Annotated in this window: 21 protein-coding genes and 1 tRNA gene; 10 read left to right on the top strand and 12 right to left on the bottom strand. The window is 65.0% G+C overall.

Features of this window, described 5'->3' with window-relative positions; translation table 11 throughout:
- Window positions 1-62: 62 nt before the first annotated feature.
- A complete protein-coding gene (locus VQ065_RS08885; protein WP_003086020.1) occupies window positions 63-1,991 on the top strand; it encodes a sulfatase-like hydrolase/transferase in 1,929 nt (642 codons plus the stop codon).
- Window positions 1,992-1,997: 6 nt separating this feature from the next.
- Here VQ065_RS08885 and dinB read toward each other — a convergent pair whose 3' ends face one another.
- Window positions 1,998-3,047: a DNA polymerase IV gene (gene dinB / locus VQ065_RS08880; protein WP_003086018.1), complete on the bottom strand. Its 1,050-nt coding sequence runs from the start codon at window positions 3,045-3,047 to the stop codon at window positions 1,998-2,000.
- 146 nt (window positions 3,048-3,193) lie between these two features.
- Between dinB and VQ065_RS08875 the strand changes: the two genes are divergently transcribed.
- A tRNA-Met gene (locus VQ065_RS08875) sits at window positions 3,194-3,270 on the top strand.
- Between the two features lie 178 nt (window positions 3,271-3,448).
- Window positions 3,449-3,763: a hypothetical protein gene (locus tag VQ065_RS08870; RefSeq protein WP_003086015.1), complete on the top strand. Its 315-nt coding sequence runs from the start codon at window positions 3,449-3,451 to the stop codon at window positions 3,761-3,763.
- A gap of 14 nt (window positions 3,764-3,777) precedes the next feature.
- On the opposite strand, the gene VQ065_RS08865 is transcribed toward VQ065_RS08870, so the two are convergent.
- Window positions 3,778-4,137 (bottom strand): hypothetical protein, encoded by a 360-nt coding sequence (locus VQ065_RS08865; protein ID WP_003086013.1) that lies wholly within the window; start codon window positions 4,135-4,137, stop codon window positions 3,778-3,780.
- A gap of 248 nt (window positions 4,138-4,385) precedes the next feature.
- Between VQ065_RS08865 and mprF the strand changes: the two genes are divergently transcribed.
- The 3 genes from mprF (at window position 4,386) to VQ065_RS08850 (ending at window position 9,025) form a co-directional block, all read left to right on the top strand.
- Window positions 4,386-7,031, top strand: coding sequence for a bifunctional lysylphosphatidylglycerol flippase/synthetase MprF (gene mprF, locus VQ065_RS08860; RefSeq protein WP_003086011.1), 2,646 nt, complete (start codon window positions 4,386-4,388; stop codon window positions 7,029-7,031).
- A gap of 1 nt (window position 7,032) precedes the next feature.
- Window positions 7,033-8,316, top strand: coding sequence for a virulence factor family protein (locus tag VQ065_RS08855; protein ID WP_014603631.1), 1,284 nt, complete (start codon window positions 7,033-7,035; stop codon window positions 8,314-8,316).
- Between the two features lie 160 nt (window positions 8,317-8,476).
- The gene (locus VQ065_RS08850) at window positions 8,477-9,025 is read left to right on the top strand and encodes a cytochrome b (protein ID WP_003086007.1); all 549 of its coding nucleotides are present in this window, start codon (window positions 8,477-8,479) and stop codon (window positions 9,023-9,025) included.
- 55 nt (window positions 9,026-9,080) lie between these two features.
- Here the strand turns inward: VQ065_RS08850 and VQ065_RS08845 are convergent, their stop codons facing one another.
- Window positions 9,081-10,985, bottom strand: a complete 1,905-nt coding sequence (locus VQ065_RS08845) for a potassium transporter Kup (RefSeq protein ID WP_340080390.1) — start codon at window positions 10,983-10,985, stop codon at window positions 9,081-9,083.
- A gap of 1,114 nt (window positions 10,986-12,099) precedes the next feature.
- On the opposite strand from VQ065_RS08845, the gene VQ065_RS08840 reads away from it, so the two are divergent.
- Window positions 12,100-12,786, top strand: coding sequence for an SOS response-associated peptidase (locus VQ065_RS08840; protein WP_031691689.1), 687 nt, complete (start codon window positions 12,100-12,102; stop codon window positions 12,784-12,786).
- Here the strand turns inward: VQ065_RS08840 and VQ065_RS08835 are convergent.
- Together VQ065_RS08835 and VQ065_RS08830 are read right to left on the bottom strand one after the other, a co-directional pair.
- A complete protein-coding gene (locus VQ065_RS08835) occupies window positions 12,768-13,031 on the bottom strand; it encodes a hypothetical protein (RefSeq protein WP_031691690.1) in 264 nt (87 codons plus the stop codon). The genes VQ065_RS08840 and VQ065_RS08835 overlap by 19 nt on opposite strands.
- Window positions 13,032-13,066: 35 nt before the next feature.
- Window positions 13,067-13,330 (bottom strand): hypothetical protein, encoded by a 264-nt coding sequence (locus VQ065_RS08830; protein ID WP_031691691.1) that lies wholly within the window; start codon window positions 13,328-13,330, stop codon window positions 13,067-13,069.
- A 27-nt stretch (window positions 13,331-13,357) separates the two neighbouring features.
- Here VQ065_RS08830 and VQ065_RS08825 point away from each other — a divergent pair, with 27 nt between their 5' ends.
- Together VQ065_RS08825 and VQ065_RS08820 are read left to right on the top strand one after the other, a co-directional pair.
- Window positions 13,358-13,729 carry a hypothetical protein gene (locus VQ065_RS08825; protein WP_152993137.1) on the top strand — a complete coding sequence of 124 codons (372 nt, stop codon included), beginning with the start codon at window positions 13,358-13,360 and terminating at the stop codon, window positions 13,727-13,729.
- On the top strand, window positions 13,726-13,944 hold the full coding sequence (locus VQ065_RS08820) for a transcriptional regulator (protein ID WP_031691693.1): 219 nt from the start codon (window positions 13,726-13,728) through the stop codon (window positions 13,942-13,944). The genes VQ065_RS08825 and VQ065_RS08820 overlap by 4 nt, the downstream gene beginning before the upstream one ends.
- Here VQ065_RS08820 and VQ065_RS08815 read toward each other — a convergent pair.
- Entirely contained in the window at window positions 13,902-14,294 is a 393-nt protein-coding gene (locus VQ065_RS08815) for a hypothetical protein (protein ID WP_031691694.1), read from the bottom strand. The two genes, VQ065_RS08820 and VQ065_RS08815, sit on opposite strands and share 43 nt — an antisense overlap.
- Window positions 14,291-14,920 carry a glycoside hydrolase family 19 protein gene (locus VQ065_RS08810; protein ID WP_031691695.1) on the bottom strand — a complete coding sequence of 210 codons (630 nt, stop codon included), beginning with the start codon at window positions 14,918-14,920 and terminating at the stop codon, window positions 14,291-14,293. Before VQ065_RS08810 ends, VQ065_RS08815 begins: the two co-directional genes overlap by 4 nt.
- Window positions 14,921-15,031: 111 nt before the next feature.
- Between VQ065_RS08810 and VQ065_RS08805 the strand changes: the two genes are divergently transcribed.
- Window positions 15,032-15,217: a hypothetical protein gene (locus VQ065_RS08805; RefSeq protein ID WP_014603877.1), complete on the top strand. Its 186-nt coding sequence runs from the start codon at window positions 15,032-15,034 to the stop codon at window positions 15,215-15,217.
- A 37-nt stretch (window positions 15,218-15,254) separates the two neighbouring features.
- Here VQ065_RS08805 and VQ065_RS08800 read toward each other — a convergent pair whose 3' ends face one another.
- The 5 genes from VQ065_RS08800 to VQ065_RS08780 all read right to left on the bottom strand — a co-directional run bounded on the left by VQ065_RS08800 (window position 15,255) and on the right by VQ065_RS08780 (window position 20,475).
- Entirely contained in the window at window positions 15,255-16,307 is a 1,053-nt protein-coding gene (locus VQ065_RS08800; protein WP_031691696.1) for a phage late control D family protein, read from the bottom strand.
- A gap of 13 nt (window positions 16,308-16,320) precedes the next feature.
- Window positions 16,321-16,527 (bottom strand): tail protein X, encoded by a 207-nt coding sequence (locus tag VQ065_RS08795; RefSeq protein WP_015649042.1) that lies wholly within the window; start codon window positions 16,525-16,527, stop codon window positions 16,321-16,323.
- Window positions 16,502-17,341, bottom strand: coding sequence for a phage tail protein (locus VQ065_RS08790; protein ID WP_014603880.1), 840 nt, complete (start codon window positions 17,339-17,341; stop codon window positions 16,502-16,504). Before VQ065_RS08790 ends, VQ065_RS08795 begins: the two co-directional genes overlap by 26 nt.
- Window positions 17,342-17,349: 8 nt before the next feature.
- Window positions 17,350-20,040: a phage tail tape measure protein gene (locus VQ065_RS08785; protein WP_031691697.1), complete on the bottom strand. Its 2,691-nt coding sequence runs from the start codon at window positions 20,038-20,040 to the stop codon at window positions 17,350-17,352.
- Between the two features lie 138 nt (window positions 20,041-20,178).
- A complete protein-coding gene (locus VQ065_RS08780) occupies window positions 20,179-20,475 on the bottom strand; it encodes a phage tail assembly protein (RefSeq protein WP_023107126.1) in 297 nt (98 codons plus the stop codon).
- Between the last annotated feature and the right edge of the window lie 5 nt (window positions 20,476-20,480).

Genomic DNA, 20,480 nt, shown 5'->3' with positions numbered 1-20,480 from the left:
CATTTCATTCCCGCTTGACCACCACGTCCCTAGGCTTCCGCATCCTCGCCCGGAGACGCTTGATGTTCGCCCCACCCAGCACCGAGACACTCAACCGCTTCTTTCTGTTGTCGTGGCTGGTGGTGCTCTGGCAGGTGCTGCGCCTGCAGGACGGGATCGTCTTCGACGACGCCTGGCTGCCGCTCTGGAGCGTCGCTGCCAGCCTGAGCTACGCCTTCCTTTATATAGTCCCGGTGTACCTCGCCTGCCGACTGCTCCTGCATTTCCATGATCGCCTTCCCGTGCGCCTCAGTCCGTGGCTGGCAGGCGTGCTGGCCATCGTCGGCAGCGCGGCGGTACAGATACTGCTCTACGCCGACCGCACCCTCTACGACCTGTACGGATTCCACCTCAACGGTTTCAGCATCGGCCTGCTGGTCTCGCCCGGCGGCCTCTCCAGCCTCGGCAGCGGCGACGGCACCCTGCTCAGCGCAAGCCTGGCGGCCCTGGCCCTGCTCTGTCTGCAGGTGCTGCTGTACAGCGCCTGCCAGGTCAGCCGCGAACGCCTTCCCGCGCTCCCTCGGCGCGCCTGGCGCTACCTGTTGGCGGCCTTCCTCTGCCTGGCCCTGGGCGAACGCCTGACCTATGCGTTCAGCTCCCTGCGCGACTACCGGCCGATCCTGCTGGCCAGCGAACGCTATCCGCTGTACCTGCCATTGACCGTCCGCAGCCTGGCGCGAAGCCTGGGCATCCAGCCGACGCCCACCCAGCGCGAGCTGCTCCAGCAGCAGAGCGACCTGCACTATCCGCTCCGGCCGCTGGAGATCAGCGCCCCGGCGCACCCATTGAACATCGTCTGGATCGTCGCCGAGTCGCTCCGCGGGGACATGCTCGATCCGCGCTACATGCCCAGGCTGTGGGACTTCTCCAACCGGGCGATCCGCCTGGACAACCACTACAGCAGCGGCAACCTGACCCAGATGGGCGTCTTCGGCATGTTCTACGGGCTGCACGGCGGCTACTGGGACGCCGTGCTGAAGGCCGGCCAGCCGCCGGTGCTCATGGAGGTACTCAGGCAGCAGAACTACCAGTTCCGGATCAATGCCGCGCAACGTTTCAGCTATCCGCCCTTCGACCGCAGCGTGTTCGTCAACCTGCGCCCCCAGGACCTGCACGTGCTGGATAGCCCGGAGCCTGCCTGGCAGCGCGACGCCCGGAACACCGACGACCTGCTGCGCTTCGTCGATCGCCGACTACCCGACCGGCCGTTCTTCGCCTGCCTGTTCCTCGAGTCGAGCCACGCCAACTACAGCTTCCGCGACGAGACCGCGAAAATCCGCCCCTATCTGGTCAACTTCAACTACCTGACCACCGATTTCCAGGCGCAGATGCCGCTGATCAAGAACCGCTACCTGAATGCCGTGCGCGAAGTCGATACACAGATCGGCCGCCTGCTGCAGCACCTGGAAAACCAGCACCTGCTGGAAAACACCGCGGTAGTGGTGCTCGGCGACCATGGGGAAGAGTTCATGGAACGCTCGCGCTGGGGCCACAATACCGAGTTCAATCGCTACCAGACCGGCACCGTCGCCGTGCTGAGCATTCCCGGACAGGCGCCCCGTGCCGTCCGCGGCATCACCAGCCACATCGACCTGCCCGCAACGCTCCTGCCGCTGCTGGGCGTACGCAATCCGCCCCGCGACTACTCGCTGGGACAGGACCTGCTCGCAGCGGACTACCATCGCGACTATGCGGTGAGCGCCGATACCACGCGCATCGCCTACCTGGGCGAAGGCTTCAAGGTGAGCTTCCCACTGCGTGGCGCGGACCGTCACCACGGTCCGGTGAGCGATGGCGACGACCGCCCGCTCGACGTGGAACAACAGGAAGCCATACGCGGCCCGCTCCGTGCAGCACGCCTGGAACTGCTGCAGGATCTCGGCCGTTTCAGCGCCTTGCCGGTAGGGGAAGAGCCGTCGCCGCGGAACCTCGCGACTTCGTTGAGGCCATGAGGAGCATCAGAACAACCTGAGTTGTTCGTGGGCGCCCTGCAGGTCGAGCAGGCGCACGCCGACGCCGATCAGGCGCACCGGACGATTGCCACGGGCAAAGGCCTGGCCGAGCAATTGCCGGTAGCTCTCCAGGTCGCGCCCGGCGCCGGACTGTTCCACCGTGGTCTGGGTGAAATCGTGAAACTTCAGTTTCACGAACGGCTTGTCCGGCCGATAACTGCCATCCAGGCGTTGCAGGCGTCCGTCCAGCTCCTCGAGCAGGGTCGGCAGTTCCTCCAGGCAAGCCGCCAGGTCCGGCAGGTCGCGATCGAAGGTACATTCGACGCTCACCGACTGGCGCCGGCTGTCGACTTCCACCGGTCGCTCGTCGATACCATGGGCCAGTCCCCACAGGCGTTCGCCGAAGCTGCCGAACTCGCGCACCAGGCTCAGCTTGCTGCCCTGGCGCAGGTCGGCGCAGGTGCGGATGCCCATCCGCGCCAGGCGCTCCGCCGTGACCTTGCCAACGCCATGCAACTTGGCCACCGGCAACTCGGCGACGAACCCGTCGACCTGCTCCGGGGTAATCACGAACAGCCCGTCCGGCTTGCGCCAGTCGCTGGCGATCTTGGCCAGGAACTTGTTCGGCGCGACGCCCGCCGAAACGGTGATGTGCAGTTCCTCGGCCACCCGGCGGCGGATGTCCTGGGCGATCCGCGTGGCGCTACCGGCGAAATGCGGCGAAGCGCTGACGTCCAGGTAGGCCTCGTCCAGCGAAAGCGGCTCGATCAGATCGGTATAGTCGCGGAAGATCGCATGGATCTGCTTCGACACCGCCCGGTAGACATCGAAACGCGGGCGCACCACCAGCAGATCGGGACACAGCTTGAGCGCCGTGCGCATGGCCATCGCCGAGCGCACGCCATAGGCCCGCGCCTCGTAGCTGCAAGTGGCGACCACTCCGCGCTTGTCCGGCGAACCGCCAACCGCCAGCGCCTTGCCGCGCAGGCTGGGGTCGTCGCGCATCTCGAGGGCGGCGTAGAAACAGTCGCAGTCTATATGGATGATTTTCCGCACCGGAATCTCGCTACAAGCCCCGCCGGGCCTGCCCCGGAGCGCTGAATTCTAACATTGGGCAAGCGCTAAGCATTTGAAGAAAAAACACTTTTTTCGAAAAATCGATTGACAGCCCGACGAGAGTCCGTAGAATGCGCCCACACAGACGCGGGATGGAGCAGTCTGGTAGCTCGTCGGGCTCATAACCCGAAGGTCGTTGGTTCAAATCCAGCTCCCGCAACCACATTCGAAAAGCCCCGGCACTAGCGATAGCGCCGGGGCTTTTTGCATTCCGCCCCTCCTGTTCCACTGCATCGCCTCGCCCTCCGTTCGCTCGCATCATCGCACATTTAACTGTATATTCGTACAGCCAGCTCAGCCTTCGATGAATGCTCGGTAACGGATACGGAAAGGACAGACAGATGCTGAACGTCGAACAATTGAAGCGCAGCGTGAACCGGATGGAACTCGACGACATCCGCCAGGCAGTGGACGAACTGCAGATGGACGGCCTGGTCACCGACGGCAAGACGCCGTTCACCCGCGTGCACTTCAACACCTGCTTCGCCGAGATCGAGGCGCTGTTCCAGCGCGCCGGCTTCCACCGGCCGCTCGATGTGGTCGGCTACCAGGGCGAGATCTATGCGTTGTACGACCCCTCTCGCTGGGAGGCCGTGGAAGTGCTGCGCTGGTTGAAGGAATACCGCGAGGAATCGCGTCACCTGACTCCGGCGTGAGCGCAACGCCTGCGTCAGCGCAACTCGTGTGCCAGGCGCGCGCAGGCCATCCCCACGACCAGCATCACCAGCGGACCGAAGGCCCGCATGGAGATCCGCGCCAGGCTCCAGGACTCTTTCGCAGCGAACAGGCTTGCCGGATTCACCGAATAGACCAGCAGGGAACCGCAGAACAGCCCCAGGCCCAGTTGGCCCAGGCGGCGCAACCAACCGTCATGGCGGAGCAACACCACCAGCAGGACGCCGTACAACAGGCAATCGACCCGCGCCACCGAATCCTTGACCTGCAACGACTGTTCCCAATCCCCCAGCCACCATCCAGCGGCCACGCCCAGCACGACTCCGGCGCCGACATGAATGCCCGCCTGGATCATCGTCACCCTTCCCCCCTCGGAAATGGTCGGACAGTGCAAGCCGCCACTATGCCCACGGCAAGCTGAACCATCGCTGAACGAATACCAGCAAATGGCCTTCGGCCACTTCGCCGACGCAACTCCTGCAAAACCCGGCGGTCTTCTCCCTGTGACAGGACGCCGCCCCGCACAGAAAAAATCTGCTGCGACCACTTGGGAACTCGCCCGAGAGGCCATACTCTGTCGCGCAAATTCCCATGAGGTGGCTGATGCGCACCGACGCTCCCGTTCCAGAACATCCCGCTCCACCCAGCTCTCCCGCGTCCCCACAACGCATCCGGCTGATCGATCGGATTACCGCCTACCGCCAGCCCATCGGCCTGGTCTTCACCTTGCTGCTGTTCGGCCTGGCGCTGGTGGCCTGCTACCACCTGCTACGGGAGATCGATCCCGGCGCCCTCCACGATGCCATCGCCGACGTGCCCAGGCCGGCGCTGCTCGGCGCCCTGAGCGCGACCGCCCTCGGCTTCGTCATCCTGCTCGGCTACGAGTGGTCGGCCAGCCGCTTCGCTGGCGTCACGCTGCCCATGCGCAGCCTGGCCACCGGCGGCTTCAGCGCCTTCGCCATCGGCAATGCGGTAGGCCTGTCGCTGCTTTCCGGCGGCTCCGTACGCTACCGACTGTATTCCCGGCATGGCATCGGCGCTGCCGAAATTGCCCGGATGACGCTATTTGCCAGCCTTTCCCTGGGCTGCGCACTGCCGGTGCTGGCGGCACTCGCCGCACTCTGCAATCTCGACGATGCGGCGTCGGCGCTGCACCTGCCCCACGCCCTGGTCGCCGTCATCGCGATCGCCGTCCTGTTGCTGGCTGTCGGCCTGGTGGCGTTCCTGGCCCGGCACCGTCTGCCGGGAGAACGGCCGTCCCCCGACAGCCTGCTGGTCCGCCTCGGCCGCCGCAGCCTGCGCCTGCCAGGCCTGCGCCTGTCGCTGCTGCAACTGCTGATCACCGCCCTCGACGTCGCCGCCGCCGCTACCGTCCTTTATCTGTTGCTGCCGGAAACCCCACCCTTCGCGGCGTTCCTGCTGGTCTACCTGCTCGCCCTGGCCGCCGGCGTACTCAGCCACGTACCGGGCGGAGTCGGGGTGTTCGAGGCGGTGCTGCTGGCCGCGTTCGCCGGCCAACTGGGCGCCGCGCCGCTGGCCGCGGCCCTGCTCTTGTACCGCTTGATCTACGTGGTGCTGCCGCTGCTGCTGGCCTGCCTGTTGTTGCTGTTCCTCGAAGCACGCCGGTTGTGGGTGACACGCCAGGCGATCCGCGTCGCCTCGGGTTTCGCCGCACCGATCCTGGCGATCCTGGTCTTCCTCTCCGGTGTCGTGCTGCTGTTTTCCGGCGCCACACCGGCGATCGACACCCGCCTGGAGCACCTCGGCTTCCTCATTCCACATCGCCTGATCGATGCCTCGCACCTGGTCGCCAGCCTGATCGGCGTGCTCTGCCTGCTGCTCGCGCAGGGTTTGCGCCGACGGCTGTCGGCCGCCTGGGCCCTGACCCTGGTGCTGTTGCTGGTGGGCGCCCTGCTTTCGCTGCTGAAAGGCTTCGACTGGGAAGAAGCCAGCCTGCTGAGCCTGACCGCCGCGCTGCTCGCCATGTTCCGCCGCTCCTTCTACCGTCCCAGCCGGCTGATGGAAGTACCCTTCTCGCCGCTCTATGTAGGCGCCAGCATCTGCGTGGTCGGCGCCTCGGTCTGGCTGCTGCTGTTCGCCAACCAGGACGTGCATTACAGCAACCAGCTCTGGTGGCAGTTCGCCCTGGACGCCGACGCCCCGCGCGCCCTGCGCGCCGCCCTCGGCAGTTGCCTGCTGCTCCTGGCCCTGGCCCTTGGCTGGCTGCTGCGCGCGGCACCGCCGGCGATCCGCGAGCCGAACGCGGAAGAGCTGCAGCGCGCGGCGCGGATCATCCGCCACTCGGACCAGCCGGATGGCGGCCTGGCCCTGACCGGCGACAAGGCCCTGCTCTTCCATGAGAGCGACGACGCTTTCCTCATGTACGCCCGCCGCGGTCGCAGCATGATCGCCCTGTACGACCCGATCGGCCCGGCCATGCAGCGCGCCGAACTGATCTGGCAGTTCCGCGACCTCTGCGACCTGCACCATGCCCGCCCGGTGTTCTACCAGGTGCGTGCCGAGAACCTGCCGTTCTACATGGACATCGGCCTGACCGCCCTCAAGCTCGGCGAAGAAGCGCGAGTCGACCTGCTGCGCTTCGACCTGGAGAACAAGGGCAAGGAAATGAAAGACCTGCGCTACACCTGGAACCGCGGCCAGCGCGACGGCCTGGCCCTGGAGTTCCATGAACCGGGCCAGGCTCCGCTGGACGAGCTGAAGGCGATATCGGACGCCTGGCTGGGCGGCAAGCAGGTGCGCGAGAAAGGCTTCTCCCTGGGCCGCTTCACCCCGGCGTACCTGAACTTCTTCCGCATCGCCATCGTCCGCCACCAGGGCAAGCCGGTGGCCTTCGCCAACCTGCTGGAAACCGACAGCCGCGAACTGGCGAGCCTCGACCTGATGCGCGTGCACCCGGAGGCGCCGAAGCTGACCATGGAGTTCCTCATGCTCGGCCTCATCCTCCACTACAAGGCCCAGGGCCACGCGCGCTTCAGCCTCGGCATGGTGCCGCTGGCCGGGCTCCAGCCAAGGCGCGGCGCGCCGTTGACCCAGCGCCTGGGCGCGCTGGTCTTCCGGCGGGGCGAACAGTTCTACAATTTCCAGGGGCTGCGACGCTTCAAGGACAAGTTCCAGCCCGACTGGGAACCCCGCTACCTGGCCGTGCCAGCCGGGCTCGACCCGCTGGTGGCCCTGGCCGATACCGCCGCGCTGATCGCCGGCGGCCTGACTGGATTGGTGAAACGCTGATATGTCTGTCGTGAAACGTCACTGGCGCCGTTTTCTGGTCGCCGCCCTGGTGCTGATCGTCGGTGCCGCCCTGCTGCTCTGGAGCCGACCGGCGGCCCAGGCGAAACTGGAAGCCCTGGACCTCGACGACGGCGGCCACGCCACCCTTGCCGAACCCGGCGAGAAGCCGCGCTCGCGGGTGGTGGTGATCGCCGCCCCCGAACAGCAACTGAACGACGCCCAGATGCTGAACCTGGCTCACGACAGCGCCGCCCGGGTGATCCAGTACTTCCCCCCGGAAAACAGCGATTGCAGGGCGCAGCAGTCCCGGCTCGAAGCGGTCATTGCCCGCCTCGGCGGCAAGCCGAACCTGGTCGCCGGCATCGGCCCAGGCTCGACCACCGCCTGGCGCTGGCTCGCCAGCCAGGACGACGACAAGGCCAAGGCGCTCTCGGTCGGCTTCGACATTGCCCTGGCCGAGCGCGACTGCGACGCCCCGCTGCCGCACCAGGCGTCGCACGGCCAGTGGCTGCTGGCCTGGAACGACAACCCGGACGACGACACCGCGGTCTTCGTCCGCAAGCAGTCGAGCGCGGAAACCAGCATCAGCGACTACGACACCCCGCTGTCCGACGTGCTCGCCCATCAGTTGCGCCTGCAACTGCAAGGCAACGCCGAGGCCCTGCCGGTACTCGAGGTCCCCGCGGCGCAACCCTCGGACATCGTCACCCTGTTCTATTCCGGCGACGGCGGCTGGCGCGACCTGGACAAGGACTCTGCCGAGCATATGGCGAGCATGGGCTACCCGGTGGTCGGCATCGACACCCTGCGCTACTACTGGCAACACAAGAGCCCGGAACAGAGCGCCGCCGACCTCTCCAAGCTGATGCAACACTACCGCGAGAAGTGGGGCGCGAAACGTTTCGTCCTGGCCGGCTACTCGTTCGGCGCCGACATCCTGCCGGCGATCTACAACCGCCTGCCCGGAAAGGACCAGCAACAAGTGAAAGCCATGCTGCTGCTGGCGCTGGCGCGGACCGGCAGCTTCGAGATCGAAGTGGAAGGCTGGCTGGGCAAGGCCGGCGAGGAAGCCGCCACCGGCCCGGAAATGGCCAGGTTGCCGGCGGCCAAGGTGTTCTGCATCTATGGCGCCGAAGAAAAGGACGAAAGCGGCTGTACCCAACCCCAGGCCGTCGGCGAGAAGCTCGAACTGCCGGGCGGCCACCACTTCGACGAGGACTACCTGTCCCTGGCGAAGAAGATGCTCCAGGCCATCCGCGACCGCGAGAACGCTCCCGACGCCTGATCGCGATCAAGCTCTCCCCGCTCCGCCGTTCTTGTCCCCGGCCGACGCCAGCTAGACTGAGCCTGCCGGGGGCATTCAGGCTGGCTTCAGCGGAGCCGCCGAGAATACCGGCCGACCCGCCGCAGAGCGGGCTCCCGAGAGCCGAAGAGAAGGAACCGTGATGAGCTGGAAAAACACCGAATCCCGTTATGGGAGCCTGACCATTGCCCTGCACTGGCTGACCCTGCTGCTGATCGCCGGGGTCTACGCCTGTATCGAACTGAAGGGCAATTTCCCCAAGGGCAGCGAAACCCGCGAACTGCTCAAGCAATGGCACTTCATGCTTGGCCTGAGCGTTTTCCTGCTGGTCTGGTTGCGCCTGCTGGTGCGCCTGGCCAGCCCTACCCCGCGCATAGAGCCCGCCATCCCCGCCTGGCAGGCGACGCTGGCCAGGCTGATGCACTACGCCCTCTACTTGATGATGATCGGCCTACCCTTCGCCGGCTGGCTGATCCTCAGCGCCGCCGGCAAGCCGATACCGTTCTTCGGCCTGGAGCTACCGCCGCTGGTCGACAAGAACCCCGACCTCGCTGGGCAAATCAAGGAATGGCACGAAACCATCGGCAACGCCGGTTATTTCCTGATCGGCCTGCACGCCGCCGCGGCGCTCTTCCATCACTTCGTCAGCCGCGACAACACCCTGGTACGGATGCTGCCGCAACGGCGCTGAGAAACGTGCAAAAAAACGCGCCCAGTCGGGCGCGCTTTTTTTGCAGCGGAACGGATCAGATCTCGACCTGGGTTCCCAACTCGATCACCCGGTTGAGCGGCAGGTTGAAATAGCGCAGGTTGCCGTTGGCGTTCTTCAGCAGGAAGGCGAACAGCCCCTCGCGCCAGCGCGCCATGCCGATGCGCTTGGATGGAATCACCGTCTCCCGGCTGAGGAAGTAGGTGGTGCGCATCGGGCTGAAGTCCAGTTCGTTGAGATGGCACAGGCGCAAGGCCGCCGGGATGTCCGGCTCTTCCATGAAGCCGAAGTGCAGGATCACCCGGAAGAATCCGTCGCCATAGGCCTCGACCTCGAAACGGCGATCCGGCGAAACCCGTGGGCTGTCTTCGTTGACCACGGTGAGCAGCACCACCTGCTCGTGCAGCACCTGGTTGTGCAACAGGTTGTGCAGCAGCGCGTGAGGCACCGCGTCGGTACGCGCGGTAAGGAACACCGCGGTCCCCTGGACCCGGTGCGGCGGCTGCACGCGCATGCTGGAAATGAACACCGAGAGCGGCAGAGAGCCCTCGTCGAGACGCTCCACCAGCAGTTGGCGGCCACGCTTCCAGGTGGACATCAGGATGAAGATGACGATACCCGCGATGACCGGGAAGGCGCCGCCCTGGATCACCTTGGGCAGGTTGGCGGCGAAGAACAGGCTGTCCACCGCGAGCATCACGCAGAAGAACGGGACGCCCAGCCACAGCGGCCATTTCCACAGGCGCCAGATCACCACGCCCATCAGCAGGGTGGTGATCAGCATGGTTCCGGTCACCGCCACGCCGTAGGCCGCCGCCAGCGACGCCGAGGACTCGAAACCGAGCACCAGCAGGACCACGCCGACCATCAGCGCCCAATTCACCCCGCCGATGTAGATCTGCCCCTGCTCGTGGCTGGAAGTGTGCTGGATGGTCATCCGCGGCACGTAGCCGAGCTGGATCGCCTGACGGGTCAGGGAGAAGGCGCCGGAGATCACCGCTTGGGAGGCGATCACCGTGGCCAGGGTGGACAGCGCCACCATCGGCAGCAGCGCCCAGCCGGGCGCCAGCAGGTAGAAGGGGTTGCGCGCCGCCTCGGCGTTGGAAAGGATGGTCGCGCCCTGGCCGAAGTAGTTCAGCACCAGCGCCGGCAGCACCAGCAGGAACCAGGCACGGGCGATCGGCTTGCGACCGAAGTGGCCCATGTCGGCGTACAGCGCCTCGGCGCCGGTCAGCGCCAGTACGGTGGCGCCGAGGATGGCGACACCGATGCCGGGATGCGAGCCGAAGAAACGCACGGCCCATACAGGGTTCATCGCCCGCAGCACTTCCGGCTGCTGGATCACCCCGTAGACACCCAGCGCCGCCAGGGCGCCGAACCAGAGCACCATGACCGGGCCGAACAGGATGCCGATCCGCGCGGTGCCGTGCTTCTGGATCAGGAACAGGCCGATCAGCACGATAAGCGCCAGCGGTACCGTCCAGTGCTCCAGGCCGTCGAAGGCGATCTCCAGCCCTTCTACCGCCGACAGTACCGAGATCGCCGGGGTGATCATGCTGTCGCCGTAGAACAGCGCCGCGCCGATCAGGCCGGCAACCACCACGAAGGTCTGCAGCCTGCCGAACGGCGCCGCCGCCCGGCGCGCCAGGGCCGACAGCGCCATCACCCCGCCCTCGCCCTGGTTGTCGGCACGCAGGACGAAGATCACGTACTTGATGGAAACGACCCAGACCAGCGACCAGAAGATCAGCGACAGCACGCCAAGGACGCCATCGTGGTTGGCCTGCACCCCGTAGCCGCCGATGAAGACCTCTTTCAGGGTATACAAGGGACTGGTGCCGATATCCCCATAGCAGACTCCAACCGCCCCGACCATCAGGCCGATGGCAGAGCTGGAATGCCCCTCCGACGTCTCCTCGGCACGCGTCGCTGCATCACTCATGAAACGCTTTCCCCCGGAAAAATTCGGCAAATGCTGCGCCCATGCCGTCCGCGATGCAAGCGCCGAGGCCCCGGACTGCTATGACTATAGATAGAAGGCCGGGGAGCCGATTGCCGAGCGCCCGCGGAGAGTTTTTCCAGGGCCGGAAAAGAGCTGCACGGGAGACTGGAAAAGCCGCGGCGCTGCCGCTAGAATTGCGCACTTTTTGATCAGAGGCGCCAGCAAGCGCGCCCGCCTACCGAGGTTAGCCATGTCCACCCCCACTCCCAAAGTCGGCTTCGTCAGTCTTGGATGCCCCAACGAATAGAAAAGTAAACTAGCTTTCAGCGCAGTTCATCGGCACGCCCTGGCACAATGGGCATCTCTCGAATACTGTACAAACAAACAGTATTCAGAACTCCCAAACCGTGATCCACCCTCCCCACTCCGCAGGCCTCTGGCACGCCGCTCTAGGCGATAAACAAGCCCTGATGACCGCCCCTGAATGGCACTGCGAAATGCTACGCAGAGCTGCCGACAACCTCCTTCAGGCAGGCAATGTCAGCCAGTCTGACTATCTCGATATGCACGACCTAGTTACCGGCGCACTCTCGCACGCCCAGGAGGAACGTGCCGCTCAATGGTACAAACCCAATCGGACGTACAAAGTGGCGCTGAACGGCCGCGAGGTTGGCCAGATTGCCCGCGGCGCATTCAAGTCTTCGGCGCCAGAGCTAAGTGACGGGTTGATTCGATACGACAGGCGCGGACAGCTAGCAATGTTCCACCAGTACACCATTTATGGGGGCGAGATTAGGGGACGACGCTGGACATGTACGAACGGCCAAACCTACGCATTGACGGTGATCGGTTGCACCTGGCACGGCAGAGAGTGGCGGGCATTCGACCAACCTGACGAATATCGCCTTGCGGTAGATCTAGCCGAACAGGCCGAAGAAGACGGGGATAGCGCAGCCGCAGCACTATGGCGGGAGCGGCTAGATGCATGCGAACTGCGGCCATGCAGCACCTGTAGGAGCCACTTTGCTTTGATGGAGACCTGCGATGACTGCCACGGGACGGGCGTAGTAGCAACCGAGGCTATGCTGAAGGGAGTTGACGCGAGGGCAATTGGATGTGTGGACGACTCAGCCAATACTCCGGCCTGCATGAATTCGTGTCGGTCTTGAACCTACCGAACATGCTAACCAACCTAGTAGGAGAACAGCCGCAGCGCTACAACGTAGCGCCATCGACCCAAGTGACAACGCTCCGACTCGAAGGGGACGCGCTGGTCGCCCAGGCGATCAAATGGGGATGGAGGCCAGGCTGGGCCAGGGATCGCGCAGCGCCGATCAACGCCAGGGCCGAGAATGTGGCGCATGGACGCTTCTTCAGCGCAGCCTGGCGCCATCGCGCGCTTTGCCCCGTTTCAGGCTGGTTCGAATGGGTGGCCGATGGCGGGGCGCGGAAACAGCCGTATCACATCCAGCACGCCGACGGCTCTCCGGTCTTGTGCGCAGCGATCGGCCAGTTCCCCGGGCTTGAAGATGAGCAGGCCGAGCAGCACGGGTTCGTCATCATAACCGCCGATAGCGCCGGCGGTATGGTCGATATTCACGACCGGAGACCGGTGGTGCTGCCGCCCGAGCTGGCCCGGGAGTGGATTGACCCGGCGACAACACCGGAGCGCGCGGAGCAGATCGTGCTCCACCAGGGCGAGCCGAGCGAGTCATTCCGGTGGTACGCAGTCGACCCAGCAGTTGGGAACGTCCGAAACCAGGGACCGCAGTTGATCGAGCCTCAGCGCTCGGCCTCATAAGCCGCGACGCCGGTCCCTACCGCCCGCCATTCGTCCTGCGGCATACGCGAATCACAGATGAGCACCTCGACCTCGGCGCCCTCCTTCGGCTCCGCCGGCCGAATAGCTGCATGCCGGAGAATCGTCTCCATGTCCGGTACGTAGCTGCTCTCCGAGCCGTGGAACGACCAGATGCCGAACTTCCCTGCTCCACCCACCTGGTGGTCGAGTTTCACCGACCAGCCCTTGAATCGAATGACCAGCATGCCCTGCCCTCGTAGGAAAAGGCCGTAGTCTACTCCTAATCCTGACAGGCCCTGTTGGCCGCCAGCAGTTGCGCCTCGTAACCGATCCGCTGCCGCCGCTCGGCGAGCAGTGCGCGGACCTTGGTCTGTAGGTCGTCGCCTTTCCGCAGCCCAGCCGCTGCCCATGCCGGCACTTCTACCGCCGGCACTCGGCACGGCACGGCAACGGGCACTTCTACGCGCACCGTGCGCGGCTCAGGCTCGAACTGGCCGGCGCATCCCGCCAGCGCGACCGCGAAAATCAAAATCATCGAACGCATGGTCAACTCCGACGAACGGTTGTTGTGGTGTACGTTGTTACCCATTACTCTAAGCCCATGCCAGCCAAACGGCGAGGCGCCAACAAGGAGAGACACACGAAAGTCCCCGCATTCTTCGCTGCTAATATCCTGACCATCGAGCAAATCATTGAAGCGATCAACAATGACGGAAGCGCTATGACCAGCGCACCGGAAATCGCCGGCTACTACGCCTGGGATGCCGCCACTGACGCACTGGAAAGCGAGAATGATCTTGAGCAACTGACGGAGGATGACTTCGTTGCTCATCTGGAAGTTCTGGAAGAAAGAGGCGCCAAGATCAACCGCGATGCAGCCATCGCAGTTGCGCTCCAATTCCAGGCCGCAGCAGTGAACGACCTGCATTCTGGTGACGAATGAAACCAGATTCAGCCAATCACAACCCTGACCCGCGCTACCTGCGCGGGCTGGTCGATAGGTCTGGCATAAGTCAGCGGCAGGCAGCCGAATTGCTCGGTCTTTCATGGCCAGGCTTCCGCAACTATCTGCGCGACGAGTCCCACCAACTCTACCGGGCTGCACCGTACACGGTTCAGTTCGCACTGGAGTGCCTGGCAGAAAGCCCTAGCTCCTGATCAATGACCACCTCGGCGGCCGCACACTGCTCACCGGCGGTTCGCTCACGTACCAGGCGCTGGGCTTTGGCATACTGCTCCGCGGCCTGCTGCCGTCCCCGATCCACAGCCAGCGCGGCATCCCGGGCCCGCTGTTCGCCGGCCACGCGCAGCGCGGCAACCTGCCGGACCTGCTCCGCCACTGCGGACTCCAACTCTCCCCGGGAGGCACGGCAGGCAGCCAGATCCGCGCTCGCGGCATCCAACTGCGGCCGGTAGTGTCGCGCGCCGAGCCAGACACCGCCGGCGGCGCCGAGGCCGACCAGAAGCAGGCAGGCCAGCGCGACCGATAAAGCACGGGCGGAGATCACGACAGCACCCTCGTCGCCCGCTCCCACAACTCCAGGCGCTCCACCTGGCCGTTCATGCCGCCGTTGATCCGGCGGGTAATGGCAGCGAAATCGCCCCGGTCGGCCAGACCGTTGAGCCCATTCGCCGTCCACCACCAGGCGCTCGACCTAGCCGCGTGCTCGGGCTGCTCCAGCAACTCGGGCTCAGCCTCCAGCGGCAGGCCGAGGCCGGCGCCGGCAGCCCGGTAGTTCTTACGGCCGGTGATTTGCAGCAACCCTCGACCGCGGAACCGCCAGCCGTCTCCGCTGGACTCATCGCCGTTGCCATTGCGGTTGGCATAGGTGTTATTGGCTATGGCCTCGGGGTGGCGGGCCAGGTTCAACGCCAAAGCGTTTGGGCGTCCGTCGGCGCCGCGATATCGACTCGGCCAGATATTCGCCAACCCCTGCGCCGAGTAATTCAGGTTCTCTACCAGCCGCGTGAGCTGGGCGCTTTCATGTCCGACCTGTGCAAGGAACGCCGCTTGCCTGGCTCCGCCCTGGATATCGAACTGCAACATGGCGCGGTTCAGCGCGGGCAGGAAGACCCCAACAACCGGGCGGCACCTAGGGAGGATGTACAGCAGTTGGCTTTCAGTGATAGGCATGTCGAACTCCAATGAAAAAGCCCGCATGCGCGGGCTTTGGGTACTAATGGATAGGTTCTGATGGCACAATGCAGCCCGCCAGGAACCGCGAGCTAGAGAGGAAGGAGAACAGTGAGCGTAAGGAACATCGCTAAACGGTACGCCGAGAAACAACTAACCGGCGCTGAAGCGCTGGCCGAACTGAAGGAAAAAGACCTCCTCGGCGACGCCCTTATGACCCTGCTGGTCGACCACTTCGAACAACGCTGGGAACGGGAACAGTCCCTGCCCGACGAGTACAGGTCAGAGGACTGGTGACCCAACCGCCCGCCTGCTCATACAGGCGGCGGGCCCTTCACGATGCTTTCCCGATGGCCACTACCTGAAGTGGCTTTTTCTGTTTCTTCTTGCCGGCGGCCTTGGCCTTGCCCTTCTTGCCGGCGTTGCACTCAACCGTCGTGCTCCAGCCAGCCTGGGTAAATACCTGTTCCACCGACTCCACCAGGTAGGAACCATCGATTCCCGACTTGATGCCGGCGACGACTATTGTTCGTTCCGCGAAGAGATCCGTTCGCCCTGGCATTTCCAGGCGCACCCCAGCCGTGGAGCGGTTGAACGCAGCCAACCGCGCCTTGGCGGCCTGCTCAGCGGCGCTCTTGTTCGGATGAATGTGGCGGTCGGTATGCACGGGCGGAAGCCCGGCCGGAGCCTCTGCATTCGCCAGCTCGACCACCTCCAGCTTGCCAGTCGTCTTGTCCTGATACGCCGCCTTGACCGCCTTCTGCGTGGCCCGGTCACTGAACCGAAACTGAAACCGGGTGATCTCCGGCCGGGTCAGCGTGACGGTCGTCAGTGGCGCGCCGGATGCTCGCTCCCCGCCTTCGCGAGGCAGTACAAGCAACTTGTCCGCCGCCACCTTGGCCGTGCAGCCGTACTGTCTGGCCAGCCGCGTGATCAGGTTAAAATCCGATTCGCCAATCTGGTCGACACGCGGAACCACCGTCTGCACCGGGCACTCGCTCTGCCAGCCGTTGCGTGCGGCAATGTCCGCCACTATCCGCGCGAGCGTCACCCCCTCCCAGCCTCCGTCGCGGATCGTCTTGCCGCTGCCGCGCATGCTGCTGGCCTTGCCGCGGATGACGATGGTATCCGGCGGGCCGGATAACTCCACCTCGTCCACGGTGTAGATGCCAATCCGGGTCAGCCCGCGCCCGTCATAGCCTATCTGGATCTCGACCGACGCCCCCCGCTCCGGCAACACCACGGCACCGTCGCGGTCGTCAATGCGCAACTCGAACTCGTCGGACTCCATTCCCGGCTTGTCGACCGTGCGCAGCAGCAACAACCGGTCGTTGATACGCGCGGTGATATCGGCCTTATCCGCGATCACCCGAAATATCGGCTTCATTCATCCTCCAGGGTCAGCCCCACAACTGCACCTCGCCGGTCACCGGCACCTCGACCTCGGGCATGACGATCAGCAGGCCGGCCCGGAAGGGCTGCGGCTCATCGGCGAGCCACTGGTTCGCGTCGTAGACCGCCTCCACAGTCCCCACCAGATGCCCGTAATACTGGACGCAGAGCGTGTCCAGCAGATCCCCGTCAGACGTTCTGCAGATCGTCTCCATAGCGGACAAACTCCAGGCTAAATGCTTGTTTGCGAGGGGCGCCGCCTTGAACAAGGGCCGACTGCTCCTCCTCGATACTCGCCAGACACCAGAGGCCGAGCACCTGGCCGTAACCCGTGGTCAGGCTGAGCGGCACCTGGCGCCGCCCGATTTCACGTAGCTGCTCGATTTGCCCCAGGCCGACCCGAACACCGAAGACAGCCCCCTTCAACGTCAGCTTGTCCTCCCCCTCCCCGACCGCCTGTTGCGCCGGCCGCCGGGTAAGTCGTTCCTGAGCTGCCCAACGAAACGCCGTCTGTCTCCGCAGTTCATCGAACGCGGCCGTGTCGAGATTGAAGTAGAACGGGCTACTGTTCACGTCCCGCGGCTGCATGACCAGCAGATGCGCAAACGGCTTGGAGGCGGCCGCACTCGGCGTCATGCTCGAACGCAAGCCGGTCGGGATGATGTTGGCCAGCTTGGGACTGGCAACGCCGGCGAGCCGCCCGACCTGCCCGGTAACCTTCGACACGGCGTCGGACAACGCTCCATACCGCTGATCGAGCCCAGATAGCGCACGGGCAGCACTGCTGTAGGTATTCATGACGCCACCCACCTTTGCCTGTGCCACGCCCAGGCTGCGAGTCAGTCGCAGCGCCCGGTCGCCCAACCCGGCCGGGAAGCCGGGCAGCGTGGACAGCTCATCGGCAGCGCCCGTGAGATCGGAAACCGCACCCGTGATGGGCGCCAACATGCCGTCGACACTCCTACGCCCCTCCTCCCCGGCCCGCACAACTTGGCGCAGGCCGGATTCCATCATTTCGATATACGGCATTCCCCCTCCTACACATTGGGCTCATCGAACAGGGACACCCGCTGCATCTGCCCGGCAAAGTCGGCGAGCTGCCGGCGAAGCTCTGGCATGATCGCCTGGAGCAACGCCTGGGGATCTTTCGCATCCCCCTGGACAGTGAGACTGATGTTCGGCGAGAAACTGAACTCTTGTTTCACCGGCACCGGCGCCGGTTTCGCCGGCTCCGCCACCACCGCAGTGACAGGCGGAACAGCGGGCTTCGCGGGCTCTGCCGGTGGAGACCCACCGAACAGGCCGCCGCTGCCGAACAGCGCTTTGCCGCCGGCGGCCCCCAACTCGGAACCACCCCAGGCACCGATCATCCCGCCGATCAGGCCACCAATCGCAGTTCCAATGATCGGAACGACAGATCCAATCGCAGCTCCCGCCGCAGCGCCGGCGAGCGTGCCACCGAGGCCACCCAGGGCCGCGCCGTAGCCTTCGGCCTTTTCGTCTCGCGTCTCCGCGTTCACGAAGGTGTCGGCCGCCTGGAGGCCTGCACCGACAAGAGCCAGCGGTCCCGCCCCTTTGGCGAAGCGCCCAGCGCCCCGGAGCACACCCCAGGCACCGCGCCCTGCGGCGCCGAGGCGCCCACTGCGACCACCACCTGCCCGGCCACGCCGACCAGAACCACCGCCCACATCACCACCCAAGCCGCCGGCGCCGGGGTTGGTCACGAACACACGTTGAACGATATTCGGATTGCCCATCATCGAGCGGCCCCGGGCAATATCCATCAGGCCACGGCCAATCCTCCAGGCGTTGACTATCCCCCGGAGCACGACCAACGCGGCACCGACGCCCACGACTCCGGCAGTTACCCCAGGTGCCGCATCGGTGAGTCGAGTAAGCCCCTGGAACAATGGCCGCAAGGCGTCGGCCGCCGCATCAGTCATCGGACGAATCGCGTCACCAACCGCCCGCATCCCTTCGTTCGCGGCCTGGGCGACTTCAGCCCAGCGCTGGGCTGAGGCCTCCCGACGCTCCCTCAGGTTCTGGTCCAGAATGCCTGTGGCCGATGCCGATTCCCTCTTCAGCGACTCGTACAGCGCCTTGTTCTGCGTGTAGGCGGTGAGAGCCGCCTTGACTTGCATATCCGCGAAGATATCGCCGGTGCGCAGTGTCTGCTCCAGGGCCTCCATCATCGCCCTGGCCTTGGCCGGGTCCGCCTCCTTGCTGATGGCTGCGGTTGCCTCGGCCATCTTCTTGGCCTTGGCTGGATCGGTGCGCTGGATGTACTGCTGGGCCAATGCAAAGCTGGCTTCCAGCGTCGACATTCCGCTTTGCAAGCCAGTATTGAGCGAGCCTTGATAGTCGATGCCAGCCTTCTGGTAGGCTCGCACAACATCGCTGGAGCCGATCTTGGCCATCCAGTTCTTCAGGTTGTTGGCCGCCTCATCGGCACCGCCGGCGGTCTTCATTTGCACCTGAAGCATCGAGCCCAGTTGCGTGACGGCATCCATGCCGAAGATCTCCAACTTGCCCATTTCCGCGAGCAGTTGGGGAAACCATCGGGCCATGTCACTGGCCTCGAACGAGCCGGCCTGCCCCTGGAAGGCGATAGCCTCCAGCGCTTTCTCCATCACCCTGGGATCGGAGATCTTCGCGTTCTGCTGGAGCGCCTGCATCATCCTCGCGGTATCCACGCCGCCGGCGCCCTGCCCCACCACGAACTTGGCCGCGACCGGAGAGAACCCCGACGCCACGTCCAGATCCATGCCCGCGCTGACCAATTGGTTGATCACATCGGCCACTTCGTTGCGCGCCATCCCGGTGTCGCGGGAAGTGGTAATGACCGTGCGCGACAGATCCCGCTCTTCAGCGGAACCGGCCACCCCAGCCTTGATCGCGATATCCCGAACGATTGCCTGGTAGTCCGCGCTGATCTTCGTAGGCACAGCCAGAGCGGCAGTACCGGCGACCGCCTGGCCGACCGTCGAGCGCATACCGGACTTCCCGGCCTCCAGGCGAGCCATGCCGCTGGCTTGGAGCTTGATGCCCTGCGCCTCGCGGGCGGCCTGGCGGAAGGCATCGCCGAGTCGCCCCGCCTCCCTGGCGTTGTCTCGCAGCACGTTACGCAGCCGGCCCATTTCCGTTTGCTGGTCCGCCAGGCTGCGCTTGGCTTGCTGGGCTTCACGCTGTGCCACCTCGATCCGGCGCTGAATCCCCCGGACCTTTTCCGCGTCGGCCTTGTTGTCGGCCGCCGCCTGGGCTTGGCGTTGCTTGTACAGTTCGGCCGCCGCCTGAGCCTGGCCCCGCAACCGCTTCGCCTCCCCCTTGTTGCCGCCCTCGGCTTGCCGGTTGGCCTCTTGTGCGAGCTGCCACTGGAGGTAGCGCAGGCGGTCCATTTCCGTCGACTGCGTAGCCAGTCGCCGGGTCCGAGCCTGATCCGCCGCAGCCAACTCGCGATTGAGCGATGCCAGCCGGGCGGTGGCTGCTGCATGCTGAGACTCCAGCGCCGCGCCGACCCTCTGCTGCTCGCCATAGGCCCGCAAGGTGCTGCGGCGCTGTGTGTTGCCCAACTCCAACGCCGCCTTGGTCTGGGCCTTGAACAGATCCAGCTCCCGACCTTTGGCCTGGAGCTGGTCGATACTGCCCTCGACGGTGCGGAATGCTGCATTCAGCGAACTGCTCACGGCGCCGCCGATCAGCAGCCCGAGGGAGAGTTGATTGGACGCCATAGGATTCTCTGTCGGTTGAAAGTGGCTCAGTCACTGAGCCACCAGATCATGCGAGCCAACGGCATAGCCTCGATATCGGCGACGGAGAAATGGAACTCCGCCGCCAGACGCCTGGCCATGCGCTTGTGGTGCTGAACGCTATACCCCGTCGTCCTGCACCAGGCGAAAGTAGGCGGTTTGCAAGCGCCGGTAATCGACCATGGTCAGCCCCTCCAGATCCTTTCGGCCAACCTCGGCCAGGGTCGAGAACAGGGCCAGCTCGCGCTGTGCCTCTGTCTCAGCGCCCTGCTCTTCCGACGCCAGGATGTCACGGACTGTCGGCGCGCGAAGGGTCAGCTTGTCGACCTTCACGCCGTTGACCTCGGCCGTGGAACGCAAGCTGACCGTGGCGCCGGTGGCACGCAATTCCAACCACTCGGGGGTTTTCTCTTTCATATTCA

Source organism: Pseudomonas sp. KBN10P06128, from assembly GCF_037574945.1.
Lineage (GTDB): Bacteria > Pseudomonadota > Gammaproteobacteria > Pseudomonadales > Pseudomonadaceae > Pseudomonas > Pseudomonas aeruginosa.
This window is presented reverse-complemented; position numbering and strand designations above follow the sequence as displayed.